Source organism: Hymenobacter duratus (assembly GCF_014698995.1).
Taxonomy (GTDB): Bacteria; Bacteroidota; Bacteroidia; order Cytophagales; family Hymenobacteraceae; genus Hymenobacter; species Hymenobacter duratus.
In genome coordinates this window covers 285,197-310,044 of sequence record NZ_JACWZZ010000001.1, presented here as the reverse complement: position 1 = coordinate 310,044, position 24,848 = coordinate 285,197, and the positions used below count along the sequence as shown (strand labels likewise).

Sequence of the window (24,848 nt, the reverse complement as noted above, 5' to 3'; positions counted from 1 at the left end):
ATTGGGGGAATTTGACAAAAAGAAAGCCGCCCCGCCGAAGCGGGGCGACCAAAAGTACAGAAGGGCAAGTTAACAATTTGTTAACAGTAAATGACCAAACCGCTACACTTTATAAAGCTGAGGGAGCTAAGCTAGGCTATTCCGTAGCACGCCGGGTCATTTGCTCCGGATGGCAATTACGGGGTCCAGGTTGGCGGCCAGCACGGCCGGGATGATTCCGGCCAGCACCCCAATCACCACGGATACGGTCAGCCCCAGCGTGATATTCCACGCCGACAGTGTGAGCGGCATGGCGTCCTGCGGTATCAGCGTAATCAGCCAGACCAGGAAAATACCGGCCGAGCCGCCCAGCAGACACAAAAACACAGCCTCAAATAGAAACTGGAACAGAATGAAGTAGTTCTTGGCGCCCAACGACTTCTGGATACCGATGATATTGGTGCGCTCCTTCACTGACACGAACATGATGTTGGCAATGCCGAAGCCGCCTACCACCATGGCAAACCCACCAATCACCCAGCCGGCCAGCCCGATAACGGAAAACAGCTTCCCCACCATGTTGGTCAGCATTTCGGGGCGGTTGAGGGCGAAGTTGTCTTCTTCGCGGGGCTTGAGGCTACGGATGTTGCGCAGCAGGCCTTTCATCTCGTATTCCAGGTCAAGCAGGCCCACATCCTCGTCGCGGCCTTTCACGGCAATAGTGGGCGTGACGCCGGTGAGGCCGTTGGTGCTCAGGGCAAACATCTTGGTGAAAGAGCCAAAAGGAATAACGCAGTTGGTGTCGTTGCTGGGCGTATCCAGAATCTTCTTGCCTTCCTTCTTTACTACGCCGATGATGGTGAACGTGGTGCCTTTGGCCTTGAACTCCTTCCCTAGCGCCGAACCATTCGGGTAGAGGCTGGTGGCAATATCGGCCCCTACCACGGCCACATTGCGGGCCGCATCCATTTCCTGCTGCGTGAAATAGCGCCCTTCCTCGATAGGCAGCTCCGACACGTTACGGTATTCAAATGATACCCCCATCAGGGCACAGCCTTCGAGGCTGTTGGAACCGGACCGCAGCGTATTGCCACCTGTGGCAGCATACACGGCCACACCCTTCTGATTGTCGCTGAGCATGCGCTGTAGCTCCCGGAACTCGCGCACGGTAGGTGCCGGCCGCTGGAAATAGCGCCACCACGGGTAGTCAGGCTGGTCGAAGGTCCAGGGCATCTTCATCACGTAGATGACCTTGTCGCCAACGAAGCTCATACTTTGTCGTACGTTGGCTTCCAGCGAGTCCACTACCGTCAGCACCGCAATGATGGCGAATATGCCCACCGTTACGCCCAGCAACGACAGCACCGTACGCAGCAGGTTAGATTTGAGAGCTTGCCACGCGAAGCGGAAGCTTTCCAGAGTCAGGCGTATGGTTTTCATCAATAAGTGCTTGAGTGGATGAGCAGATAAGGGGGATGGTCGGAACGAGGCGGCTGCTCGCTCAGTTATATACCCGCGCACTGATTCCAGGCGAAAAGTAATGATAAATCCGCCGGAGTTGCGTAATTTCGCCGACCCAAATTTTTCTTAGCTTCCCCAGCTATTGCCTTTCCTGCCCCTATGAAGCTCTCCGAGTTTAAGTTCGAATTGCCCGAAGCCCTCCTCGCGCAACACCCCGCCAAGAACCGCGACGAGTCCCGCCTGATGGTGCTGCACCGCGACAGCGGCAAGATTGAGCACCGCGTCTTCAAGGATATCATTGAGTATTTCGGTGAAGGCGACGTGTTTGTGGTGAACGACACGAAGGTATTTCCGGCGCGCCTTTATGGCAACAAGGAAAAGACCGGCGCGAAGATCGAAGTGTTTCTGCTGCGCGAGCTGAACAAGGAAATTCACCTCTGGGACGTGCTGGTAGATCCGGCCCGTAAAATCCGGGTGGGCAATAAGCTGTATTTCGACGAGGAAGGCATTGTGGTAGCGGAAGTTATCGACAACACTACCTCACGCGGCCGCACTATCAAATTCCTGTTTGACGGCTCTGATGAGGAGTTCTACAAGGCGCTGCACAACCTGGGCGAGACGCCGCTGCCCCGCGAGTCCATCACCCGCGAAGCCGAGCCTGCCGACAAGGAGCGCTACCAGACTATTTATGCCAAGCACACAGGTGCCGTAGCCGCCCCATCAGCGGGCCTGCACTTCACCCGCGAGGTCATGAAGCGCCTGGAAATCAAGGGTGTAGAGGTAGTACCCGTAACGCTGCACGTAGGCCTGGGCACGTTCCGGACGGTAGACGTGGAAGACCTGACCAAGCACAAGATGGACTCCGAGAACTTCATCGTACCCGGCTCGTCGGCGGTGGTAGTGAACCGGGCCCTGGATGCCAAGAAGCGGGTGTGCGCCGTAGGCACCACGTCGATGCGCGCCATGGAATCGTCGGTATCGGCTAACTCGCGCCTGAAAGCCAACGAAGGCTGGACCGACCGGTTTATCTTCCCTCCGTACGACTTCAAAATTGCTAATTCCCTGATTACCAATTTCCACACGCCGGAAAGCACGCTCATGATGATGGCCTCGGCCTTCGCCGGCCACGAGTTGCTGATTGAAGCCTACCGGACGGCTATCAAGGAGAAATACAAGTTCTTCAGCTACGGCGACGCCATGCTGATTCTGTAAGGCAGAAGAAGCGTGCTGAGTGAGGGATGCTCTATGGTCTTCGCTCTATCGGGAAAAGCCCGGCCGTTATACTCGGCCGGGCTTTTACTTTTACTGCCGGTCCCCTTTTCGCACCTCTTTTTCTGCTGTCATATGCCTTCTGCTTCCTCCTCATCTCAGCCGCGCTTTGCCATTATTGTGGCCGGAGGCAGCGGTACGCGCATGGGCGCCGACCGACCTAAGCAGTTTCTGGAGTTGCTGGGCGAACCGGTGCTGCTGCATACGCTGCGGCGCTTCGCGGCACCGGCACTGGGCATCAGGCGCCTGATTGTAGTGCTACCCGCCGAACAAGTGGCTATATGGCAGGCGCTTTGCGCGCACTATGCTACCGTACCGCCGCACGAGCTGGTAGCTGGCGGCGCTACCCGCTGGGCCTCCGTGAAGCAAGGGCTGGCGCTACTCGGGCCGGAAACAGCCGGTACAGTGGCTGTGCACGATGGGGTGCGCCCCCTCACGCCGGAACGGGTGATTGAGGCTACGTTTGAGGCGGCTCACAACCACGGTGCCGCGGTAGCGGCCGTGGTGCCCAAAGACTCGGTGCGCAACCTCAGCCAGCAGGGTTCCTACGCCCTCAACCGCAGCCGCCTGCGCCTGGTCCAGACACCGCAGTGCTTTGAGTTGAGCCTGCTGCGGCGGGCCTACCAGCTCCCGGAGCTCAACACATTCACCGACGATGCCAGTGTGGTGGAAGACCTGCATCCCATCCATATTGTGGAAGGCGACTACCGCAACCTCAAAATAACGACGCCGGAAGACATGTTGCTGGCGGAAGCGCTGCTGCGCACTGAGTAGCGCATAAAACTCACATTATCATGCGATACCGCCGAAGCGGACAGACGGGTACCTTCAGGATATGTTCCATCTGCTTCCGACTTCTACTATGAAAACGCTCGTTTTGCTGGCCTTTGCTCTGGTTCTGAATCGGGCGGGCAGGGCGCAGGACTGTGGCCTGTATTATGATCTTCGCCAAGGTGGCGTGTACGAGCTGACCACGTTTGACAACCGCGACCAGCCCAGTGGGCGCATCGTGCAGGAAGTGCGCGAAGCCCAAACCAGCGGCGGCAAAACCACAGCCCTCATTCATCAGCAGGTATTTGATAAGAAGGGCAAGCCCAGTGCCACCAACGACTATACGGTGGAGTGCCAGGCGGGCCTCGTGCGCCTCGATATGCGCGCTATGATGAATCCGCAGGCCAATGCGCAGGGTGCCCAGCCTGATATGGACGTGCAGGTAAGCGGCGACTTCCTGGAAATTCCGGCGCACCCAAAGCAAGGCACTACCCTGAAAAACGGCACCATGACGGTAGCCATGCGGGACAAGAAGAGCGGAGTAGCCCTGTCCACCACCACTATCAGCATCAGCAACCGGCGGGTAGAGGGCTCCGAGACCATCAAAACAGAAGCTGGCAGCTTTGCCTGCACCAAAATCTCGCAGGATGTGCTGATGAAGACCGGCATGGGCAATCTGGCCATACCGTTCAGTATGCGCACAGTGGAGTGGTATGCGCCCGGCGTAGGCGCGGTGCGGTCGGAAACCTACCGCAAGGACAAGCTGATGGGCTACACGCTGCTCACCACTGCCCCAACCAAATAGCGCCAACCCCTAAGCCGATAGACAAGGGCGGCCGCTTTTCAGGCAACAAAAAGGCCGCTCCCGGAGGGAAGCGGCCTTTTTGCCGAGCCGTGGCTACGTCGGCCAGTAGTCGTTTAGCGGCCCAGACGGATGGTGCGCGTGCGGCCGTTGCAGGTTACGGACGCAATATTATCGCAGGCCTGAGTGCCGGTGGGGTCATAGTCGAGCAGCATGGTTTTGCCGCGGCTGTTGCTGATGCTGACGGTTCCGGCCGTGAAGAAGCGGGCACAGCCTACCGTAAACTCTTTGAGCAAAGGCTGCTGAATGGCGGCTGTATACTCCACGCCGCGCCGGTTGGTGCCGCTAGCTTGGCCTGTCACAGAATACCGGTCGTCCAGAATCGTGCGGGTGCCCTGGCCGGCCAGACGGGTGTAGGTGCGCTGCGCGGTCCAGGAATGGGTGCCATTGGGTGTGATGACGCTGGCATTGCGCACGCTGAGCGTGTAGGAACCGTCGCCGGCATTTGTGATGACGCGGGTGCCAGTGTGCTGGTTATCGTTGCGGAAGTAGTTCAGAAGCGTAACGGCAACCGAGGAGCCCTGTTGACGAAAAGGCCCGCTGTACATGGCTACAATTTTGCCGCGGTGCGCTACTCCGTTTGGCCCTATGCAGTTGGTAAGGCCAAAATCGATGGTGAGCGTGCGGGTAGCCGGATCGTAGGTTCGGGTAGCGCACGCCGAGAGCAGGCGGGCCATGTCGGCGGGCTCTGCTACCGGCCCGTTGGCGATGGAAGCATCGGCGGGGGCCGCCGCTTCTAGCAGGTCGTTGAGGCTACCGGTTTCGTCTTCAGCGGCCCCCGCATCTTCCGCCGATTCGATGCTTTCGAGAGCAGGCTGCTCCTCGTCTTTGTTGCAGGCCGCCGTACCAAAGAGCAGCATACCGCCCGCCAGAGCCGCTATGCTCAAAGTGTGGAAAGTGGTTTTCATGGAAGTTGAGCAAGAAGGTGTGAATAAAATTCCCGGGGTTCTTTGCTTGGAAGCCACCAGCCAGCGAGAGTTTAATGCCCTGAGGAACTTTTTTCAAAAACTTACTTACACGGCCATTTTAGAACCAGCCGGCAGACCGACCGTATAGGCTTAGCAACCCCTCTCCCACGGCCAAACCGCTGAAAATATGCGCTTTTTACTCACATCCTCCTTTTTGCTGCTTGCCACACTTCTGGTAGCCTGCGGCACTGAAACCAACAAAGACCCGGTGGCAGAAGCCAAGTTTCAGAATGAGAAGCGCATCGGCAACGAAGATGTAACAAGCAAGCAGGAGCGCGACGCTGCCTTTGTGGTAAACGTTATGAGCTACAGCATGCTGGACACGGAAATGAGCCAGATGGCCCAGCGCAAAGCCACTTCGCCCGATGTAAAATACCTGGCGCAGCTGATTGCGAGCGAACATGCAGCTATGCAAAAGGCGCTGCAGCAACTGGCTAGCCAGAAAAGCATTGTGCTGCCCACTGGCCTGGGCGCAGAGCAGGCCAAACGCCTAGGCGAGCTGGGGGCGCTGAATGGCCCGGCCTTCGACCGAAAGTATGTGGAACTGCTGGAAATCAGCCACAAAACCAGCATCGATGAGTTTGATGACATGAGCGACGATGCGTACGATGGCGACATCCGTGCTTTTGCAGCCAACTACCTGGCGCCACTCAAAACCCACCTGGATGCCGCCAAGGACCTCTCCGACAAGCTTCCCAAGTAGCACCTTACCTTCTTTTTTACATCACCAACCAATTCCATTTTTTATGAAAACGCGCTTTTTTTCTCTTGTAGCTCTGGCTGCTGTGCTCTCTCTGAGCAGCTGTGGCGATTCCGCCCAACGCACTGACGGCACGGCTGGCACCGTGGTTACCGATATGGACTCAGCCGCTGCCGAAGGCGGCGTGCAGGCGGATGCCACTGTAATCGACAATGACGCGGGCCCGACCGTGACGGCCGACGCCGACTCTGCCATGGCGGCCGATCCTGCGGCCCGGCCGTAGGGCTAGCGCCCGATTTCTTCTGCTTCGGCGCCCGGCTTCTGTCACGCACAGGGGCCGGGCGCTGACGTTTCAGCAACAGCAACGAGCTGAACACTAGCAACCTTCTGCTGGCTAAGCCGTTCGTTTTTAGCACGACACAGTTGCTGCACAGGGGTGCGGCCCCGTTTGTAGCGGGTGTCTTTTTTGTTCCACTTCCTATAACATCCTATATGAAACGCATTTTTTTGAGCCTGACGGCGGCTACGCTGCTCCTGACTACGGCTTGTTCCAATGAGCGCAAAGCCGATGAAATGGTCAATGCTGAATCGGTTGCAGGTGCTGATACCATGGGAGTTGCCTCTGAGCCATCTATGGGCAACAAGGATGACGCGGCTATGGCGGACCCCAATGGCCCTACTGCTCCGCACAAAGACGACCCCGAATTTATGCAGTCGGCGGCCCACAGCGACCAGAATGAGATTCAACTCAGCAAGCTGGCGCTTGACAAAGGGGTGACTGGCATGGCCAAGGACCACGCCACCCAAATGATTACGGACCACACCAAATCGACGGAAGCGCTGAAGCCGATAGCGCAGAAGAAGAACGTGACGCTGCCTACCGACATGGACGCTGAGCACAAAGCCATTGCCGAGCAGATGGGCAAGCTTTCGGGTGCTGAACTGGAGAAGAAGTACATGGAGCAGATGACGCTGGACCACCAGAAAACAGCGAATACCATGGCCGCTCACCAGAAAATGACCCAAGACACTGATCTGCAGGGTTTCATCACGCAGACGCTGCCTGTTGTGGAACGCCACCTGAGCATGTTCAAGCAGCATAGCACAATGTAATTTCAGCTCAGACCTGAGCCAAGAAGCCCGTTCCGTTCGCCGGAACGGGCTTTTGTGTGTAGCTCCAGTTGACTCCCGTCTTCCAGTGGCCGGAACCATACTGGCGCTGAGCCCCGCCAGAAGCAGATGTATTCCTACCCGATCCCTATTCGAGCTTATCAACGCCCTGAAATAGCCTACCGCACTGTTTGCTCCGGCTTATTTGGCCGGTGCAGCAGTCCACTGCAGCTTGTAGGTGTCGCAACTCAGGGCATTAATATTCATGCGAAACGTACCCTGCGCCGACTTCGCTCCCACCAGCCCATCCAACTCGAAGCGCCATGCCGTAGCGCCGCCACCCGGCGGATCTACTACCACGCTGCTCACCTTGCCGCCTTTGATAGGGAAGCTGTGCGTAGGCCCGGCGGTGGTAAGCTCCAGCTTGCCAGAGCAGCGCCAGTATCCCTGAAATGTCAGTTCGGATAGGGTTTTGCCATCGGCCGAAACATCGAAGCTAATGGTGGCGCCTTTCATGCCATTGCTGAATGTGCCGGTCCAGTGCGTGGGTTTTGGTGGGGCGGGCTTGGGTGGTGCAGTGGCAATTGCAGCTGCCAGAAGCAGAGGGAATAGCAGTAGTTTCATTCAGAGAAGAGAGGAGGAAAGCAGCAAAATAGAAAAGCTTCCTGTTTCAACCAACTCTACCAGAGTGTAGCTGAAACAGGAAGCTTTTGGTGCTTCGGAAGCGGCTGGCTCTTACGCCGCGTCTGCTTTCGAAGGTTTTTCTTCGGCGTATTTGCTCACCTTCAGCTCCTCGGCCAGGAAGCGGCTGGTGTGGCCCTTGCCCGACTTGGCTACCTGCTCGGGCGTACCCTGCGCCACAATGGTGCCGCCGCCCGCGCCGCCCTCCGGCCCGATATCGATGAGGTGGTCGGCCACTTTGATGAGGTCCAGGTTGTGCTCGATGATCAGGACCGTGTTACCCTTATCAGCAAGTTTGTGCAGCACCACGGCCAGGTGGTTGATGTCCTCAAAGTGTAGGCCGGTGGTGGGCTCATCCAAGATGTAGAACGTTTTGCCAGTATCCTTCTTGCTCAGCTCGGTGGCCAGCTTCACGCGCTGCGCCTCACCACCCGACAGCGTGGTAGCCTGCTGGCCCAGCGTGAGGTAACCCAGCCCTACTTCATTCAGGGTCTGAATTTTGCGCAGGATGCGGGGCTGAAACTCGAAGAACTCCACAGCCTTCTCTACCGTCATGTCCAGCACATCGGTGATGCTCTTGCCTTTGAAGCGCACTTCCAGCGTTTCGCGGTTGTAGCGGCGGCCTTTGCAGGTTTCGCAGGGCACGTGCACGTCGGGCAGGAAGTTCATTTCGATGGTGCGCATACCGGCGCCCTCGCAGGTTTCGCAGCGCCCACCCTTCACATTGAACGAGAAGCGGCCCGGTCCATAGCCCCGGATTTTAGCTTCCGGCAACGACGAGAACAGCTGGCGAATCTCGGTGAACACACCCGTATAGGTGGCCGGATTGGAGCGTGGCGTGCGCCCAATCGGCGACTGGTCTACCTCAATCACCTTATCGATAAACTCCAGTCCCTCAACCTTATCATACGCCAGCGGTTCGCGCTTGGCATTGAAAAAATGTTGATTCAGAATTGGGTACAGCGTGTCATGAATGAGCGAGGACTTGCCTGAGCCCGACACGCCCGTGACGGCAATGAGCTTGCCCAGCGGAAACTTAGCCGTGACGTTTTTGAGGTTGTGGCCTTTCGCACCTTTCAGCACCAAGTCATTGCCTTCGCCGGCACGCTTTTTCTTGCGCAACTCAATGTGCTTTTGCCCACTAAGGTACTGCGAGGTGAGGGAGCCAGAGGTGAAGATTTCAGTGGGCGTGCCCTGCGCCACAATCTGCCCGCCGTGGATACCGGCGCCGGGGCCAATGTCCAGCACGTGGTCGGCGTGCATGATCATGTCTTTGTCATGCTCCACCACAATTACTGAGTTGCCCAAGTCGCGCAGGTGTTGCAATGCCTTGATAAGCCGTTCGTTGTCGCGCTGGTGCAGGCCGATGCTAGGCTCATCCATGATGTAGAGCACGCCCACGAGCTGCGTACCAATCTGGGTAGCCAAGCGGATGCGCTGGCTTTCGCCGCCCGAAAGCGTCCGGACGGAACGGTGCAGGTTCAGGTAGTCGAGGCCCACTTCCAGCAGGAAGCCGATACGCTTGCGGATTTCCTTGAGCAACTCGCGCGCAATCAGGTTCTGACGGTCGGAAAGGCGCGTTTCCAGCCCTTCAAACCAGTCGGCCAGATCATTCAGATCCATCACCGACAGCTCGCCGATGTGCTTATCAGCGAGCTTGAAGTGCAATGACTCCTTTTTGAGACGGTAGCCATGGCACTCGGGGCACTCTTTGGCCTGCGTGTATTGCTGAATCCACTCCCGAATGTTGTCGGACTCCGACTCCATCTGGCGGCGCAAAAACGGGATAATGCCTTCAAATGGCTCTACGTAGCTGGCCTTTTTGGGGTCAGCATCTTCGTCCTCGGGCACCCCAAACAACAGACGCTCAATCAGCTCAGCTGGTAGCTTTTCCAGCGGCGTGCTCAGGCTGGCCTTGTTTTTCTTAACGATAAGACTGAGCTGCTGGAAAATCCAGATGTCGCGGTATTCGCCCAGCGGTGCAATACCACCTCGGCTGATACTCAGCTTTTTGTCCGGCATCACCGTTTCCTCGGTTATCTCCTGCACTTCGCCCAGACCGTTGCAGGTAGGGCAGGCACCGTACGGCGAGTTGAAGCTGAACGTGTTTGGAGCCGGGTCGTCGTAGGCAATGCCCGTTACGGGGTCCATGAGGAAGCGCGAGAAGAACTGCGTGTTATCGGTCTTCTTGTCGGGGTCCAGCACCAGCATGGTGCCTTTGCCCTGTGTAAGGGCATTCTGCACCGAGCCCGAGAGGCGGAACCGGTCTTCCTCTTTCACGACGAGTCTATCAATTACGATTTCAATGTCGTGGATTTTGTAGCGGTCCACCTGCATCTTCGGCGTGATGTCGAGTAACTCGCCATCCACGCGCACTTTGGTAAAGCCCAGCTTAGCAATCTGCTGGAATAACTCCCGATAGTGCCCCTTGCGGCCCTTCACTACCGGTGCCAGCACCACCAGCTTCTTGGTGTCGTACTGTTTGAGAATGTAGTTGATGATCTGGTCGTCCGACTGCCGGATCATCTTTTTGCCCGTTGCGTAGCTGAACGCCTCGGCGGTGCGGGCGTACAGCAGGCGCAGGAAGTCGTAAATCTCGGTGATGGTGCCGACCGTGGAGCGGGGGTTGCGCGAGGTGGTTTTCTGCTCAATGCTGATAACCGGCGACAGGCCCTCAATCTTGTCTACATCGGGCCGCTCCAGCCCCCCCATGAAGCTGCGGGCGTAGGCCGAAAACGTTTCCATGTAGCGGCGCTGGCCCTCGGCGTAAATCGTATCAAACGCCAACGACGACTTGCCCGAGCCCGAAATGCCGGTGAATACCACCAGCCGGCCGCGCGGAATCTGTATGGATACGTTCTTAAGGTTATGCTCCCGGGCGCCGTATACTTCAATATACGGTGCTTCCAAGTCGGCCGGGCCCAGCAGCTGCCCACTGATACGGGCCTGGTTTTCCAGTACCGCTTCGCTCACCTGCTCCTGGCGCGGCACAGCCTGCACGGCGGCCGTGCCGTGGTGGGTAGCGCCATCAGCTACAGCAGCTGCAGTCGGCTTGCCCGCTTTTGGCGTTTTAGCGGCGGGCTTGTTGGATACCGAGGCAGCCTTCGGAGCCTTGGCCGGGCGGCCGGTCTTGGCCGCCGCAGCCTTGGGCTCAGCAGTGGAAGTGGTAACAGGAACAGCAGTTGATTTTTTGGCCATGCAGCAGCGAAGCGAATAAGTCTGCAAAAGTACGCAAAACGCGCCCGGACAGCTACCCCCAATAGTTTATTTGCCAGCAGTTTTAGCTTGCCTGGCGCAGAGGTGCCACCCGGCCGCAGCGGGGCAGGTGGTCTGTAACACGGCCGCCCCCGGAATTGTCCCGACAGAAGCAAAAGTTCTTCCTGGCCGGCAGTTCCGACTGCAGCAGCTGCTAAAAATGCTGTTTAAAAAGTCTGACAACTCGCTCGGAACATCATGGTGAGCTTATTGAAGCATCTCTACGCTTCGTCAGGCGGTGCCGAAAAAAACGGTGGAGATGCTTCAACAAGCTCAGCATGACCGCAAAGCGCCTTTCTAAACACCAGCTAAAATTTATGGTGCAGGTTTTGCACTACGGCTGCCAGACTTTCTTTTCAGTCTTACTTCTATGAAAACTCTCCTGAAATCGGGTGTTGTGCTGGCCCTGGGCTTGTTGCTGTATACCAGCCGCACGCAGGCCCAGGCGCAGGTCTGGGTGAATGCCCCGTACTGGGGCCCGGCCGTCGCGCCGCACGTGCAGTACTACTATATCCCGGAAATCGACGGCTACTATGATTTGTATGCGCAGTCGTACCTGTTTTATGATCCGGGGTTCGGTGCCTGGGTCAGCTCGCCGATGCTTCCGCGGGCTTACGCCTCCTACGACCCGCGTTTCTTTCACCCTGTCGTGATTGAGTATGTAGGCCGCCAGCCCTGGGGCTACCTGCGCGACCACCGGGCCTATTGTGGCCGCTGGGGCGTGGCACCCGGCCGCTACTATGGCGCCAACTGGCCGGGCCGGGGCTACAACGCCGCGCCCTATGGCGCCTATGGCCCGGCATACTACGGCAACCGACCTGCCAACCAAGGCGGCTACGTCCGCAACGACTACCACGACAACCGCAGCAACCAGAACAGCTACGGTGGCCGCAACGACTACCGCAACCAGAATGGCCACAACAACACTGGCCCTGACACCCGCGGCAACGGCCGCAACGAGCAGAGCACCTACAGCAACCCAAGAGGACCACAGAGCCCCGGCAGCCCGCAGCAACAAGGCGGGCAACAGGGTCCGAATGGTTCTGCAAACGGGCGCGGCAGGGGTCGGGTGATGTAAGGTTGCCATCCGTTCAAAAGGCTTTCCGCACGGTGTGGAAAGCCTTTTTTTGGGTTCCCCGGCAACCAACCAACATAACCGCCGCAACCCACGTTAAGCACGTCATTCCGGCTACGACCCATCACGAGCGGCAGCTCTGCGGCTTGGTTCTTGTCTCGTAGCTGCTGTTCCATCCGTTCACCTTCCCTTTCCACCATGCAGCTCCTACCCAAATTTGCCCTGTCGGGCCTGTTGGCTCTTTCACTCACCGCCCTGACGCAATCAGCGCAGGCGCAGGTCAACATCAATATCACGCCGCCCAGCTGGGGCCCGGCAGTGCCGGCCGGCACCCAGTACTACTACGTGCCCGAATACGGCGGCTACTACGACCTGCGCGACCAGCGCTACATTGTGCAGCGCGACGGCAAATGGCAACGCCTCAGCTCCATCAGCGGCTACACGCCGTCCTCTTTCCATCCGGTGGCTATCGACTATAGAGGCAACCAGCCCTGGATACTCGTGGGCCGCCACCGTACGATGTACCCGGCCAGCCTGCCACCCGGCCAGGTTAAGCGTCTGGAAAAAGGCAAAGGTCTGCCGCCCGGCCAGGCCAAGAAAGTATATGGCGGCCAAGGGAACGGTAAAGGCCACGGCAAAGGCAAGCACTAGCTGCTTGTAGCTCTCCACAAGCAAAAACGCCGGCCTATGAGGGCCGGCGTTTTTGCTTGTGGAATCAGCTGAACTGTTTTTTTAGATATTCTTACGCCGCTTCCTTACTCTGTACCGCTACTCACGCACTACCCGCAGGGTCTGCTGCCATTTGTCGTCCCGGACAGTCAGGAAATAAATACCGGCGGCCAAATCGGCGGGCAACTGTAGAGTGCGTTCTGCTCCGGCTGCTGTATGCTGCTGGAAATGACTACGCCCCAGCATGTCGGTGAGGGTAACATGCAGCCGCTGACTTTCGCTGCCGGCGCCAATCCGAAGTTTGAGGTCTGCCGCGAATGGGTTAGGAGCTACCTGTACCCAGTCGGCGGGTGCCTGGCCGAGAGTAGAATTGACAATGGCCACTTGGAACTGCACGTTCGGACGGTTAGCCGCCCACCGGACGGTCGGAATTACGGCGCTGTTGACCTGCGTGGCATGGGCACCGCCGGTTGCAGAAACGGCCGTATAGCGCCAGCTGATATCGGCGGTGGGAGCACTGTTGCGGAACCAGTCTACCAGTACCTCAATATTGTCGGTGCCATTCCAGACAAAGGGGGCTGTGAAGGCGAAATCCTTCCAGCCGGTACCCGTTGGCAGGCTCAGCGTGGTGTTGCTGTACACCTGCGTGGCGCTCAGCACTTCCGTATCCCACACCACCGGGTTGGCAGAAAGGGCGGTGCCAGTCGTGCGCTTGAGGTAGATGCGCAGCTGCGCGTCGCCGGAAGTGTACTCGCCGGTGCCATCCTTGTACCAAGCCAGCCTGGTGATGGAGCCGGCCCGGGCTCCGGCCGCCTGCAGCTCGGCAGCCGAATAGATGGAAACCGTGCGTGCGTACTTGTTGGTGGTGGTGCTGGTGCTGAGCAGCGCGTTAGTAGAGCCAGCGGAAGTTCCGGTGCCAATCGTGACGGTTACCGGCGTCTGGGCTTCCGCAAAACCGGTGGCCAGCGCCAGCAACGACAGGCTTAAAAAGGTCCGGGAAACGAAGGAGGGTAGTAATTTCTGCATGCAACTGGTTTTGAGGGTGGTGGTGGAAGGTGAAGGAAAGCGGAATATAACTACTTCCTGGCAGAGACGTTGTTACGGGTATCTGTTGTCTTCAGACTCACCTGTACCATGCCTACCGCCTACAAACCCATCAGCTGCAGCTTCTACGACGAGCTGGAAGCCCGCGCCACCACCGGCCAGCCCTGCACCCTCACCTACCGCACCGAGCCCGACACGCCCCCCAGCACCTACCACGGCATCATCCAGGACCTCTACATTCAGGACAAAGTAGAATACCTGCGCCTCGCCGACGGCTTCGAGCTGCGGCTGGACAACCTGCTGGCCGTGGACGACAAGGAGCTACGGAATTACTGCTAAGTTTAGGGAACCTACATTTAATCCCGATGCGAAAACTACTCTTTCTTTCTATTTTATATCTTCTTCCTTACTCATTAAAAGCTTGCTCTTGTGGGCGCATTGGCATCTGTAAAAGTCGCAAAAGCGCCCAACTGGTTTTGACTGGCATATTGATTAGTACAAAAACTAATTTGTACAAAGACTCTCTGAACCGCAAGCAGGCTAGACACATTATACACACCTTTAAAGTGCAGCACGTTTACAAAGGTAAAGTCATCGCCGATACTGTATCATTGACTACTCCCGCTGCACATGTTGATTGTGGCAGCTACTTTATGCTTAACAAATCCTACTTAATCTACAGTGAATTAACAGACCAAGACCCCACTGATATTTTTGGTTCCGGCAAAAAAGTTATTCCTTATTTAACCACTAATATGTGCACTCGAACAAAGCGTAACCGCTTTTTGACAATTTATGAAAAGTCAGTCTTAACCGTTTTATAACCAGAGAGCCAGCATCTGTAGTGATGCTGGCTCTCTGGTTATAAAACGAAACGTAATTCCTAAAACTCCGCGCTTTTTGGGAAGCGGGGGAAGGGAATAACGTCGCGGATGTTGGCCATGCCGGTAATGAACAGAATGAGACGCTCGAAGCCCAGCCCGAAACCGGCGTGCGGGGCGCTGCCGTAGCGGCGCGTGTCGAGGTACCACCACAGGTCCTCTTCGGGCACGTGCATTTCCTGCATGCGCTGCGTGAGCTTCTGCATGTCCTCTTCGCGCTGCGAGCCACCGATGATTTCACCGATACCAGGAAACAGCACGTCCATGGCGCGCACCGTGCGGCCATCCTCGTCCAGCTTCATGTAGAACGCCTTGATATCCTTGGGGTAATTGGTCAGGATAACGGGCTTCTTGAAGTGCTTCTCCACCAAGTACCGCTCGTGCTCCGACTGCAAATCGGTACCCCAGTCCACGGGAAACTCGAACTTCTGCTTCGCCGATTTCAGGATTTCCACGGCCTCGGTGTAGGTGAGGCGCTTGAACTCGTTATCCACCACGAACTGCAGACGATTGAGCAGTTCTTTGTCGTACTGGTCGTTGAGGAACTGCAGGTCGTCGGGGCAGTGCTCCAGGGCATAGCGGACGAGGCTGCGGAGAAAATCCTCGGCCAGGTCCATGTTGTCCTGCAGGTCGTTGAAGGCCACTTCCGGCTCAATCATCCAGAACTCGGCCAAGTGGCGGGCGGTGTTGGAGTTTTCGGCCCGGAACGTAGGACCGAACGTGTACACCTTGCCCAGCGCCATGGCCGCCACCTCGCCTTCGAGCTGGCCCGAAACGGTGAGGTTGGTGGCTTTGCCGAAGAAGTCGGCTGTGTAGTCTACTTCACCGGCCTCATTCAGGGGCGGCTTGGTGTCAGACAGCGTGGTTACGCGGAACATCTGGCCGGCACCCTCGGCGTCGGAGCCGGTGATGATGGGCGTGTGGATGTAGAAGTAGCCGTGGTCGTTGAAATACTTATGGATGGCAAACGACATAGCGTGCCGGATACGCAGCACCGCGCCGAACGTGTTGGTGCGGGGGCGCAGATGGGCTATTTCGCGCAGAAATTCCAGCGAGTGGCCTTTCTTCTGCAACGGATACGTGGTCGGGTCGGCAGAGCCATACACCGTAATTTCCTCGGCCTGAATTTCTACCGACTGGCCTTTGCCCTGCGAGGCTACCAGCCTGCCGCGCACGGCAATAGCGGCGCCGTTTTCTACGCCGTCAGCTTTCAGCTTTTCCTCCGGAAACTGCTCGGCGTTGGCTACTACCTGAATAGAATTGAAGCCGGAGCCGTCATTCACGGCAATGAACTGCACGTATTTGTTGCCGCGGCGGGTGCGTACCCAGCCTTTCACCAGCACTTCGCGGTCCAGGTCGGTGCTGCGGAGCAGCTCCTGCACGCTGGTTTTTCGGAGGTCGGACATCAGGATTTCGGTTCTCAGGGTTTGGAATAGATAAGATGGCAAAGGTAGAGGATTTGTTAGCCGGTTTGCATCCCGAAATTGTACCCCGAAGCGGCGCTTCGGCCTACCCGACCGGAAACGCCCAAAACTGCCTGCCGGCCAAAGTGCCGCTTCGGGGTATAATGTGCCAACATTTTACCCCTAACTCAAGTACAGAAAGGCATATCTTTGGCTACCACACCCCGTTTCCACCTAGGCGGGGCGTACGCGTTTTAGAGTATGCAACGACTGGACATGAAACAGCTTCTCTCGCAGAAGCTGAGCCCGCAACAGATACAATTCATTAAGCTGCTGCAAATCCCGACCGTGGAGCTCGAAGCCCGCATCAAGGAGGAGCTGGAGGCCAATCCGGCATTGGAGGAAGGCGACGACGCGGACGACGATTTCGAGGACCAGGAAGTCGGCGACGATTCCAGCGACGACACGGATGATTTCGACGACCCGGATTCGGAGTTCGACAATCCGGATAACACGCTGGATGAGGACTTCGACGACAGCCGCAGCGAGGAGCAGCCCGAAATAGAGCTGCCGCTGAAGGACGAGCCGGTGGACCAGAAAGAGTCGGACAGCGCCGACGACCTGGACCTGAGCGACTACCTCAACGACGACGAAATAGCCGGCTACAAGATGCAGGGCGACGGCCCCGGCGAGGACGAAGACGACCGGGAAATGCCTCTGGCCGATACCAGCGGCTCGCTCATCGACAATCTGCTCGACCAGCTGGGCTTCGCTGACCTAGATGAGAAGCAGGAAGCCATTGGCCGCCAGCTCATCGGCTCGATTGACGGCGACGGCTACATCCGGCGCGACCTGTCGGCCATTGCCAACGACATGGCTTTTGCGCAGAACGTGGAGGCCTCGGTGGCAGAAGTAGAAGCCGTGCTGCACGTGGTTCAGAGCTTCGACCCGGCTGGCATAGCGGCCCGCGACCTGCAGGAATGTCTGCAGCTGCAGCTGGAGCGCCGCCCCCAGGACGAGGTAACGGAGCACGCCGAGCGAATTCTTAACGAAACCTTCGACGAGTTTACCAAGAAGCACTACCCCCGCATCCAGCAGCGCCTCGACCTTGAAGACGACGAGCTGAAAGAAGCCATTGCCCTGATTCTGAAGCTCAACCCCAAGCCCGGCGGCACTGGCCCGGTGGGCATGGGCAAGGTGCAGTATATTATCCCCGACTTCATTCTGACCAACGACAACGGCATTCTGAACCTCACGCTCAACTCGCGCAACGCCCCGGACCTGCGTGTGTCGCCGGCCTACACGGATATGTTCCGGGCTTATGACAAGGGCGCCAAGAAGGACAAGAAGCTGAAGGAAGCTGTGACTTTCGTGAAGCAGAAGCTGGACTCGGCCAAGTGGTTTATTGATGCTATTCGGCAGCGCCAGAACACGCTGCTGCGCACCATGGACTCCATTGTGCGCTACCAGCGCGAGTTTTTCCTGGACGGCGACGAAAGCAAGCTGCGGCCGATGATTCTCAAGGACATAGCCACCGAAATTGGCATGGACATCAGCACCGTAAGCCGGGTAGCCAACTCGAAATCGGTGCAGACGGAGTTCGGAATCTACCCGCTCAAGTATTTCTTCTCCGAAGGCATTGCCACCGACTCGGGCGAGGACGCCAGCAGCCGCGAGGTGAAGCACATTCTGAAGGAAATCATCGAGGGCGAGAAGAAAGACCGTCCCCTCAGCGACGACAAGCTGGAGAAGATGCTGAATGCCCGCGGCTACAACATTGCGCGCCGCACCGTGGCCAAATACCGCGAGCAGCTCAATATTCCGGTAGCGCGGCTGCGCAAAGAGCTGTAGGTTACTGTTGAGTATTGAACGGTGAGCCGGCCGGAAGTTGTTGCTTCCGGCCGGCTCACTGCTTTGGTAGCGGGCCGGCACTTTGGTAGCTTTGGCTATTGCTGCTCCTCTACCGCTACCTATTGCTTTTTTGAACCGCCTGCTCGCCACCATTTTATCGTCGGTGTGCCACCCGCTGCTTGTGCCCAGCTACCTCTTCTATGTGGTCTGCTACCAGCTGCCCGGTGTGGTCCTGCGCCCCGCCCTGCCCGACCGGTGGCTGGTGCTGGGCGTAGTGCTGCTGTTCACGTTTGTGCTGCCTTCCGTAGGTACGGCGCTGCTGCTGTGGGGCGGCTACGTAAGCAGCCTGGAGCTGCGGGAGCGGCGCCAGCGGCCCTTGCCCCTGCTGCTGGCCGTCATCGGGTTTAGTACCGCTACTCTGATGATGGGCCGCTATCCGCAGGCGTTTGATATGCTGCTGGTGCAAATGATGGCCGGCATGACCCTGGCCGTGCTGCTTACCCTACTGATTTCGCTGCGCTGGAAAATATCGGCGCACGGCGTGGGCATGGGCGGCACGGTCGGGTTGCTGGCCCTCCTGTATCTGGGAGGCGAGGCCGGCAGCACCATCATCTGGTGGCTGACGGGCAGCATTGTACTGGCCGGAGCCGTGATGAGTGCGCGGCTGGCCCTGAACGCACACACGCCGGAACAGGTTTGGGCCGGTTTCGGGCTGGGCGCTAGTCTGGTACTGGGGTTTGGTGTAGGGCTGGCGCTGGGGTAGCTCCGGGCAGGCTTAGTCGGCTATGCGGCCCATTTCGTGGTACACCAGTTCCTGCACTTCCGGCTTATCAAAGTCCGCTTCGGCCTCAATGTGCTTCATCAGATTGCGCATGATGCGCTCCTGCCGCTGCCCGTTGGCCAACGCCTCGGCGTAGGGCGTATCGGGCGAGAACGTGACCTGTGAGTAGAGCGGCAGCCACTGGTCGGGGTATTGCGCGGAGATTTTGCTCTCGATTTTCTTCTGCAGCAAAAAGCGCGGGTCCGCTACCCTGTCGCGCATCTCCTCGAAGTTATAGATGGCCAGGTCGGCCATAGCATCGGCATTGGGCTTGCGCTGCCGCTGAAACTCCTGGAAAATAGTGAGCCAGTCGGTGCCGTGCTGGTCCATGAGCTGGCTGAGCACGGTGCAGTCCTCGAAGCCGGCGTTCATGCCCTGCCCATAAAACGGCACAATGGCGTGCGAGGCGTCCCCGAGCAGCAGCACGTCATCCTCAACCGCCCACGGAAAGCAGCGCACCGTCACGAGCGAGCCGGTCGGGTTCTGGAAGAAGTCCTCGGTCAGTTCCGGCATCAGCGGGGCGGCGTCCGGAAACACTTCCGCGAAGAACTCCTGCACCTGCGCTGGCGTTTGCAGCGCCGCGAAGGAGTGCTTGCCCTCGTACGGGAAAAACAGGGTACAAGTAAAAGAGCCGTCGAGGTTAGGCAGCGCAATCATCATGTACTGGCCGCGGGGCCAGATGTGCAGCGCATTTTTCTCCAGCTGCCACGTGCCTTCGGCGGCGGGTGCAATGTTCAGCTCCTTATAGCCGTAGTCCAGGTAGCTCTGCGAGTAGTTGTAGCGGTCCGTTTTCTGCATAGCCGCGCGCACCGCCGAAAACGCCCCATCAGTACCGAACAGCCGCTGAAACGGCCGTACCTGCTCCTGACCAGTAGCGGCATCACGCAGGTGCAGCTCGCGCTCCTTCAGGCCCACGTGCAGGCACTGCTGATTGAAGTGCAGCGTCACGCCCGGCTCGGCCTCAGCCAACTCCAGCAGCGTGCGGTTCAGCCCGCCCCTCGACACCGAGTAGATAGCCTGATTATCCTGGCCGTAGGGCTGAAACGTGAGCTGCCCCTTCGCGTCGTGCATCACGCGCCGGTACATAGGAATAGCTACCCGCCGGATTTCGTCGCCGATGCCGACGCCTTCCAGAGCCCGCCAGCCGCGGTCCGACAGCGCCAGGTTGATGGAGCGGCCTTCCACCGGTCCCGCCAGACGCGGATCGGGGCGGCGCTCAAACACCTCTACGGAATGGCCACGACGCGCCATATAGAGGGCCAGCAGCGAGCCAACCAGGCCAGCTCCCATGAGCGTAACGGAATCAGAAGAGTGTGGGGCAGCAGTAGCGGACATAAGGTGGGTGGGTAAGGAAGGGGTAACGAAGCTACTAGTTCGGCGGCGGATTTGTTCGGGTACCCCGGCCGCAGCGGCTGGCCACATAGCTACCCCTGCCTCAGCTTACACCTCCCGGGAGCACCGGAGAGCCTGCTATTTTGAACTATACAATGATTTCATGTATCAATAAATCCGAATATCTGACAGTATACGTATCTAAAGTCCAATAAAGAGTTGCTGCCTGCCTCTTCATTCTGTTCCATTTCCTGAAACCATCCTGCCCATGCTTCCAAGTCTTACTCTTGAAACGCTATGTTCCATTCCGGCTGCTTCCAGCCTCCCGGCTATTGGGCCCGAACATCTGCAGATCGGAGAGTATCTTATTGGCAGCGGTGATTGTCCGCAGCTTTATGGGCACCCGGATATCCGTTACTAATCGGCCTTTGGGGGCCTACTGTTCAGCTATCTATCCTTATTTCTTTATCCAACCGCCTTCGGGCGGTTTTTTTTTGCCCGCCACTTGCTGGCCCGCAATCCGCTTAGCCTGCTTTTCCGCGCATCAGCAAATAATTATATACTGTTTTATATGATTTAAATACAATAAAATTCTTAGCAATAAACTTTTGACTTTCAAATGCTTGGCTTCTTTTTTTGTTATGCATAACTACTATAATTTTGCAGGCTGTTTGAACTTATACCCCTTGCTAACTCCCTTTTTTTGCCTGCTCTGACATGAGAAAACCTTACTATTTCCTTTTCTTCCTGCTACTGCTGCTGAGCTATGCTCCAGCCTGGGCTCAGGAAGCCATTACGGTCAGCGGCCTGGTGCAGACTGATGCCGGCGAACCGCTGCCGGGTGCTACCGTTTTCATCAAAGGCACCTTCATCGGCAGCAGCACCGACCGGGAAGGCCGGTTCCAGCTACGGGCCGATTTTTCGGCTCCACCGGTTGTACTGTCGGTGTCGTTTGTGGGCTACGAAACCCGGGAAGTTTCGCTGGCGCAGCCCGACAACAACGTGCAGGTGACGCTCAAAATCAATTCTACGCTCACGAATGAGGTAATTGCCTCGGCCTCGCGGGTGCAGGAAGGGATACTACAGGCTCCTGTAACCGTGGAAAAGCTCAACACGCAGCAAGTAGAGCGCATCCCCACAGCCGACTTGCAGGTGGGCCTGAACCACTACAAAGGCATTGATGTAAACAGCAGCAGCCTGCTGATGAACTCGTTGAGCACGCGCGGCTTCAACTCGGCCAAGTCGGAGCGCCTGATTCAGCTGACGGATTATTTCGATACTCAGTCGCCGAGCCTGAACGTGAATGCTGGCAACCTGACGGGCCTGCCCGAATTGGATGTGGAAAGCATCGAAATTATCCATGGCCCGGCTTCGGCACTCTACGGAGCCAATGCTTTTAACGGCGTATTGCTGCTCAACTCCAAAGACCCTTTCGTGACGGAAGGCCTGAGCGTGCGGCTGCGCGGCGGCCAGCGCAATCTGTTAGACGGTCAGTTTCGCTACGCCAAGAAGCTAGGGGAAAAGTTTGCCTTCAAAGTTGTAGGCTCGTATCTGACAGCCGACGACTGGCTGGCCAGCAACTACGCGGCTACCAGCACCCTCATTGAGGGCCGCAACAACGCCGAAGGCTCGGCGCTGGGCTACGATGCCGTGAACCGCTACGGCGACGTAGGCGGCTTTACGTTCACCAACGACCCGACCTCGCCCGCTTATGCCACCACGCCAGCCGCCCTGCGCGGCAAAACAGTATTTATGCCGGGCTTCACGGAGAAAGAGCTGGTAGCCGATGACTACAAGGCCCGGTCCGTGAAGATTCATCCGTCGCTGTCGTATCTGCTGACCAGCAACATCAAGATGACGGTTGGTTTCAACTACAACCGGGGGACTTCCAGCTACCAGAGCAGCAGCCGCTACCGCTTCAAGGAGTTCGGAACCAACCAGCTGCACGGCGAAATCAAGGGTAGCCGCTGGTTTCTGCGGGGCCAGTCGCTGCAGGACTTCGGGGGCGAATCGTACGACCTGGGCTTCCTGGGTTCCTTCCTCCAGACTTCCTCGACCAACAACCCCAGCCGCCCCAGCGAAACTTACGCCAGCCGGTTCTACGAGACGTACCTGACCAAATTCCAGATGACCGGCTCGCTGGAGCAGGCCCAGGCCGCCGCCAACGCCACGCAGCTGCAACCGTCTGATCCGCGCTTCCAGGAATTGCGCACGCGCATCATTACCGATGCTACGCCCGGCGCCGGCGCCCGCCTCAACCCCAGCTCGTTGCTGAACGAAGGCAACGCCCAATACAACCTGCCGCTGGCCGAAGGCACCGACCTGATTGTGGGGGGTGCGTACCGCAAGTTCCGGCTGGGCTCCAACGGCAACCTGTATTCCGATGACAACGCCCGCATTCAGAACCACGAACTGGGCGGCTATGCTCAGCTGACGCAAAAGCTGCTGAATGAGCGCCTGAAACTGGCAGTAGCCGGCCGCGTTGATGCCTTCAAGAACTTCGATGCCGCTTTCTCTCCCCGGGCTTCGGCAGTGTACTCGGCTGGCGAGAACAAGCAGCACAACTTCCGTGTCTCGTACGGCCGTGCCTTCCGCTCACCCACGCAACTCGACCAGTACATCCGTCTGGACGTGCGCCAGGTGCTGCTGCTCGGCAACGTAGACAACGGCTTCCAAGGCTACAGCACCGGCGTTGCCACACGGGCAAACATCACCGCAGCGCAAAGCAACCCCGCCGTGCTGACGCCCTTCGAATACAATGCTGCTCCACTGAAGCTGGAGCGCCTGAGCACCTACGAAGCGGGCTACAAAGGCACGCTGGGCGAAAAGCTGGCCGTGGATGTGAACTACTACCAGAGCTACTACAACGACTTTATCGGGGCGCAGCGCTTCATCGGCAACCGCGACGGCAGCCGCCCAACGCTGGCCCAGCTGACCACGGAATCCGGCAAGGCCCAGCCTTTTCAGGATGCCACCTCTCCTACCCGCATTCTGCAGGTCTGGACCAACGCCCGCCAGGAAGTCCGCACCTATGGCGCAGCCGTAGGCTTGAGCTACAGCGTGGCTCGCCCACTCACGTTCACGGCCAACTATTCGCTGAACGTACTGGACAAGAGCAACCTGCCCGAAGGCTTCCAGACGTTCTTCAACACCCCGAAGCACAAATACAACGTGGGTGCCAATGGTGTGGCATTCAACCACCTCAGCTACTCCGTAAACTACCGCTGGGCCCAGGGCCACCTCTACGAGCTGCCCTTCGCAGTGGGCGAGCTGAACGACTACAGTTCGGTGGATGCCTACGTAGGATATGCCATTCCGAAGCTGTACACCACGGTGCAGGCCGGTGGCTCCAACATGCTCGATGCCACCAACACGCAGGTGTACGGCGGCCCGAACATCGGCCGTTTGGTATTCGTGGGGTTGCTGTTCGATATCAAATAAGCAGCCCTGCGTGCCCGGAGGCACCAGAAACATTCTCTGCAAACGGCCGGTTTCCTCGCGGAAGCCGGCCGTTTGTACGTTCCGGCTAACCCGTAATTTGCGCCGCCACAACCGGCGGCCAGCCTATGCTTTCTGAACCTACTTATCTGGCGGCCCGCATGGTGGCGCCGGTCATCGAAACGCATTTCGCGCAGCACCGGGCGCTGGCCAGCCAGCATGATATTCCGCACCTGGCGCCGCCGCCCGAAGTGCCGTTGGTAGAAGCTATTATTGATGTGGCTTTCTGGGCGAGCCTGCGCCGGGAAGAAGGCCGGCCTCCCAAAATTTCGCTGGCGCTGCTGCAGCCCGATCAAACCGCACAGCCCCTGATATTCGGGCACCGGCGGCGCCTTACACCATCAAACCTGATTAAGCTGGCCCCGGCTGTAGAGCAGCCCGGCACCCACTTAGGCGTGTGGCACGATGAAGATGGCCTATACGTATGGGGAACGGCAACCAGTGTACCGCCTCTGTGCTTTGTGCTGGAAGTAATAGAACCGGGCCTGCTGGTAGCCAAGCACCGCCGGGCCGATGGCTTCGGCAAGTTTATCAACGTTGCCATTCTGCGCGGCGACCAGATTCAGGTGGTGGATGAAGACAACGCAGGCGTAGCCGACTGCCCGGCGCTGCGCAAGTCGCTGCAGAGTTTTACGCTGGCTTCTACTGGCCAGTCTGATAATGTATTGGTAGAGCTGGCGGCTGCCATGCGCACCCACGGCCGGGGCGGGTTGGTACTGATAGTACCGCCCGATTCTGAGCGGTGGCGGACATCTATCGTGCAGCCTATGAGCTACCCGGTGGTGCCGGCCTACACGACCATTACAGAAGTCCTGAGCCAGAAGCTGACAAACAAGGACAGCCTGGAATGGCAGGAAACCCTGCTGCGCGCCATTGATATTGTAGGTGGCTTCACGGCGGTGGATGGTGCTACTGTCATTACCCGGCAGTATCATCTGCTGGCTTTCGGGGCGAAAGTAACCCGAGCGGCTTCCAGCGTACCCGTAGAAAAAATGGTGATGACGGCCCCCGTGGTGGGTGGTGAGGCTCAGGAAATGCACCCGGCCCAGAACGGTGGCACCCGGCACTTAGCCGCCGCCCAGTTCGTGCACGACCAACACGATGCACTGGCACTAGTAGCTTCTCAGGATGGCTATTTCACGGTATTTGCCTGGTCGGAGCCGCTGCAGATGGTGCACGCGCACCGCATAGATGTACTGCTGCTGTAATAGCAGCGGCT

21 protein-coding genes are annotated in these 24,848 nt (G+C 58.1%); 14 read left to right on the top strand and 7 right to left on the bottom strand.

Annotated elements, in window-relative coordinates; translation table 11 throughout:
* Nucleotides 1–156: 156 nt before the first annotated feature.
* Nucleotides 157–1,419: an ABC transporter permease gene (locus IC231_RS01305; RefSeq protein WP_190782819.1), complete on the bottom strand. Its 1,263-nt coding sequence runs from the start codon at nt 1,417–1,419 to the stop codon at nt 157–159.
* Nucleotides 1,420–1,599: 180 nt separating this feature from the next.
* On the opposite strand from IC231_RS01305, the gene queA reads away from it, so the two are divergent.
* From queA to IC231_RS01290, 3 genes are all read left to right on the top strand, one after another.
* A complete protein-coding gene (gene queA, locus IC231_RS01300; protein ID WP_190782818.1) occupies nt 1,600–2,652 on the top strand; it encodes a tRNA preQ1(34) S-adenosylmethionine ribosyltransferase-isomerase QueA in 1,053 nt (350 codons plus the stop codon).
* A 132-nt stretch (nt 2,653–2,784) separates the two neighbouring features.
* Entirely contained in the window at nt 2,785–3,483 is a 699-nt protein-coding gene (locus IC231_RS01295; RefSeq protein ID WP_190782817.1) for a 2-C-methyl-D-erythritol 4-phosphate cytidylyltransferase, read from the top strand.
* 88 nt (nt 3,484–3,571) lie between these two features.
* Nucleotides 3,572–4,285 carry a TapB family protein gene (locus IC231_RS01290; protein WP_190782816.1) on the top strand — a complete coding sequence of 238 codons (714 nt, stop codon included), beginning with the start codon at nt 3,572–3,574 and terminating at the stop codon, nt 4,283–4,285.
* 113 nt (nt 4,286–4,398) lie between these two features.
* Here the strand turns inward: IC231_RS01290 and IC231_RS01285 are convergent, their stop codons facing one another.
* Nucleotides 4,399–5,250: a hypothetical protein gene (locus IC231_RS01285; protein WP_190782815.1), complete on the bottom strand. Its 852-nt coding sequence runs from the start codon at nt 5,248–5,250 to the stop codon at nt 4,399–4,401.
* A 187-nt stretch (nt 5,251–5,437) separates the two neighbouring features.
* On the opposite strand from IC231_RS01285, the gene IC231_RS01280 reads away from it, so the two are divergent.
* The 3 genes from IC231_RS01280 (at nt 5,438) to IC231_RS01270 (ending at nt 7,123) form a co-directional block, all read left to right on the top strand.
* Entirely contained in the window at nt 5,438–6,013 is a 576-nt protein-coding gene (locus tag IC231_RS01280) for a DUF4142 domain-containing protein (RefSeq protein WP_190782814.1), read from the top strand.
* 43 nt (nt 6,014–6,056) lie between these two features.
* Entirely contained in the window at nt 6,057–6,293 is a 237-nt protein-coding gene (locus tag IC231_RS01275) for a hypothetical protein (protein ID WP_190782813.1), read from the top strand.
* Between the two features lie 209 nt (nt 6,294–6,502).
* The gene (locus tag IC231_RS01270) at nt 6,503–7,123 is read left to right on the top strand and encodes a DUF4142 domain-containing protein (protein WP_190782812.1); all 621 of its coding nucleotides are present in this window, start codon (nt 6,503–6,505) and stop codon (nt 7,121–7,123) included.
* A gap of 198 nt (nt 7,124–7,321) precedes the next feature.
* Here IC231_RS01270 and IC231_RS01265 read toward each other — a convergent pair whose 3' ends face one another.
* Nucleotides 7,322–7,744, bottom strand: a complete 423-nt coding sequence (locus tag IC231_RS01265; RefSeq protein WP_190782811.1) for a hypothetical protein — start codon at nt 7,742–7,744, stop codon at nt 7,322–7,324.
* Nucleotides 7,745–7,855: 111 nt separating this feature from the next.
* Nucleotides 7,856–10,999: an excinuclease ABC subunit UvrA gene (gene uvrA, locus IC231_RS01260; protein WP_211538806.1), complete on the bottom strand. Its 3,144-nt coding sequence runs from the start codon at nt 10,997–10,999 to the stop codon at nt 7,856–7,858.
* Nucleotides 11,000–11,426: 427 nt separating this feature from the next.
* On the opposite strand from uvrA, the gene IC231_RS01255 reads away from it, so the two are divergent.
* Both IC231_RS01255 and IC231_RS01250 read left to right on the top strand, forming a co-directional pair.
* Entirely contained in the window at nt 11,427–12,134 is a 708-nt protein-coding gene (locus IC231_RS01255; RefSeq protein ID WP_190782810.1) for a hypothetical protein, read from the top strand.
* A gap of 195 nt (nt 12,135–12,329) precedes the next feature.
* Nucleotides 12,330–12,782, top strand: a complete 453-nt coding sequence (locus IC231_RS01250; protein WP_190782809.1) for a hypothetical protein — start codon at nt 12,330–12,332, stop codon at nt 12,780–12,782.
* A gap of 117 nt (nt 12,783–12,899) precedes the next feature.
* On the opposite strand, the gene IC231_RS01245 is transcribed toward IC231_RS01250, so the two are convergent.
* Entirely contained in the window at nt 12,900–13,826 is a 927-nt protein-coding gene (locus IC231_RS01245; protein WP_190782808.1) for a T9SS type A sorting domain-containing protein, read from the bottom strand.
* Between the two features lie 108 nt (nt 13,827–13,934).
* Here IC231_RS01245 and IC231_RS01240 point away from each other — a divergent pair, with 108 nt between their 5' ends.
* Entirely contained in the window at nt 13,935–14,183 is a 249-nt protein-coding gene (locus tag IC231_RS01240) for a hypothetical protein (RefSeq protein ID WP_185888018.1), read from the top strand.
* 26 nt (nt 14,184–14,209) lie between these two features.
* Nucleotides 14,210–14,668, top strand: a complete 459-nt coding sequence (locus tag IC231_RS01235; RefSeq protein WP_190782807.1) for a hypothetical protein — start codon at nt 14,210–14,212, stop codon at nt 14,666–14,668.
* A gap of 59 nt (nt 14,669–14,727) precedes the next feature.
* Here the strand turns inward: IC231_RS01235 and asnS are convergent, their stop codons facing one another.
* Nucleotides 14,728–16,131: an asparagine--tRNA ligase gene (asnS, locus tag IC231_RS01230; RefSeq protein WP_190782806.1), complete on the bottom strand. Its 1,404-nt coding sequence runs from the start codon at nt 16,129–16,131 to the stop codon at nt 14,728–14,730.
* A gap of 258 nt (nt 16,132–16,389) precedes the next feature.
* Here asnS and rpoN point away from each other — a divergent pair, with 258 nt between their 5' ends.
* Both rpoN and IC231_RS01220 read left to right on the top strand, forming a co-directional pair.
* Nucleotides 16,390–17,979, top strand: a complete 1,590-nt coding sequence (gene rpoN, locus IC231_RS01225; protein WP_223831315.1) for an RNA polymerase factor sigma-54 — start codon at nt 16,390–16,392, stop codon at nt 17,977–17,979.
* Nucleotides 17,980–18,109: 130 nt separating this feature from the next.
* Entirely contained in the window at nt 18,110–18,742 is a 633-nt protein-coding gene (locus IC231_RS01220) for a hypothetical protein (protein ID WP_190782804.1), read from the top strand.
* A gap of 12 nt (nt 18,743–18,754) precedes the next feature.
* On the opposite strand, the gene IC231_RS01215 is transcribed toward IC231_RS01220, so the two are convergent.
* Nucleotides 18,755–20,134, bottom strand: a complete 1,380-nt coding sequence (locus tag IC231_RS01215; protein ID WP_190782803.1) for an FAD-dependent oxidoreductase — start codon at nt 20,132–20,134, stop codon at nt 18,755–18,757.
* A gap of 714 nt (nt 20,135–20,848) precedes the next feature.
* Here IC231_RS01215 and IC231_RS01210 point away from each other — a divergent pair.
* Together IC231_RS01210 and IC231_RS01205 are read left to right on the top strand one after the other, a co-directional pair.
* Nucleotides 20,849–23,572, top strand: a complete 2,724-nt coding sequence (locus IC231_RS01210) for a TonB-dependent receptor (RefSeq protein ID WP_190782802.1) — start codon at nt 20,849–20,851, stop codon at nt 23,570–23,572.
* Nucleotides 23,573–23,697: 125 nt separating this feature from the next.
* Complete coding sequence (locus IC231_RS01205) at nt 23,698–24,837, top strand: putative sensor domain DACNV-containing protein (protein ID WP_190782801.1); 1,140 nt, start codon at nt 23,698–23,700, stop codon at nt 24,835–24,837.
* Nucleotides 24,838–24,848: the final 11 nt, after the last annotated feature.

What these genes read in the sequence shown, in the direction of transcription:
- IC231_RS01205 (WP_190782801.1), top strand. Translation starts at nt 23,698, where the DNA reads ATGCTTTCTGAACCTACTTATCTGGCGGCCCGCATGGTGGCGCCGGTC.
- IC231_RS01290 (WP_190782816.1), top strand. Translation starts at nt 3,572, where the DNA reads ATGAAAACGCTCGTTTTGCTGGCCTTTGCTCTGGTTCTGAATCGGGCG.
- uvrA (WP_211538806.1), bottom strand. Translation starts at nt 10,999, where the DNA reads ATGGCCAAAAAATCAACTGCTGTTCCTGTTACCACTTCCACTGCTGAG.
- IC231_RS01275 (WP_190782813.1), top strand. Translation starts at nt 6,057, where the DNA reads ATGAAAACGCGCTTTTTTTCTCTTGTAGCTCTGGCTGCTGTGCTCTCT.
- asnS (WP_190782806.1), bottom strand. Translation starts at nt 16,131, where the DNA reads ATGTCCGACCTCCGAAAAACCAGCGTGCAGGAGCTGCTCCGCAGCACC.
- IC231_RS01265 (WP_190782811.1), bottom strand. Translation starts at nt 7,744, where the DNA reads ATGAAACTACTGCTATTCCCTCTGCTTCTGGCAGCTGCAATTGCCACT.
- IC231_RS01215 (WP_190782803.1), bottom strand. Translation starts at nt 20,134, where the DNA reads ATGTCCGCTACTGCTGCCCCACACTCTTCTGATTCCGTTACGCTCATG.
- IC231_RS01305 (WP_190782819.1), bottom strand. Translation starts at nt 1,419, where the DNA reads ATGAAAACCATACGCCTGACTCTGGAAAGCTTCCGCTTCGCGTGGCAA.
- queA (WP_190782818.1), top strand. Translation starts at nt 1,600, where the DNA reads ATGAAGCTCTCCGAGTTTAAGTTCGAATTGCCCGAAGCCCTCCTCGCG.
- IC231_RS01245 (WP_190782808.1), bottom strand. Translation starts at nt 13,826, where the DNA reads ATGCAGAAATTACTACCCTCCTTCGTTTCCCGGACCTTTTTAAGCCTG.
- IC231_RS01235 (WP_190782807.1), top strand. Translation starts at nt 14,210, where the DNA reads ATGCGAAAACTACTCTTTCTTTCTATTTTATATCTTCTTCCTTACTCA.
- rpoN (WP_223831315.1), top strand. Translation starts at nt 16,390, where the DNA reads ATGCAACGACTGGACATGAAACAGCTTCTCTCGCAGAAGCTGAGCCCG.
- IC231_RS01240 (WP_185888018.1), top strand. Translation starts at nt 13,935, where the DNA reads ATGCCTACCGCCTACAAACCCATCAGCTGCAGCTTCTACGACGAGCTG.
- IC231_RS01280 (WP_190782814.1), top strand. Translation starts at nt 5,438, where the DNA reads ATGCGCTTTTTACTCACATCCTCCTTTTTGCTGCTTGCCACACTTCTG.
- IC231_RS01255 (WP_190782810.1), top strand. Translation starts at nt 11,427, where the DNA reads ATGAAAACTCTCCTGAAATCGGGTGTTGTGCTGGCCCTGGGCTTGTTG.
- IC231_RS01250 (WP_190782809.1), top strand. Translation starts at nt 12,330, where the DNA reads ATGCAGCTCCTACCCAAATTTGCCCTGTCGGGCCTGTTGGCTCTTTCA.
- IC231_RS01270 (WP_190782812.1), top strand. Translation starts at nt 6,503, where the DNA reads ATGAAACGCATTTTTTTGAGCCTGACGGCGGCTACGCTGCTCCTGACT.
- IC231_RS01210 (WP_190782802.1), top strand. Translation starts at nt 20,849, where the DNA reads ATGAGAAAACCTTACTATTTCCTTTTCTTCCTGCTACTGCTGCTGAGC.
- IC231_RS01285 (WP_190782815.1), bottom strand. Translation starts at nt 5,250, where the DNA reads ATGAAAACCACTTTCCACACTTTGAGCATAGCGGCTCTGGCGGGCGGT.
- IC231_RS01295 (WP_190782817.1), top strand. Translation starts at nt 2,785, where the DNA reads ATGCCTTCTGCTTCCTCCTCATCTCAGCCGCGCTTTGCCATTATTGTG.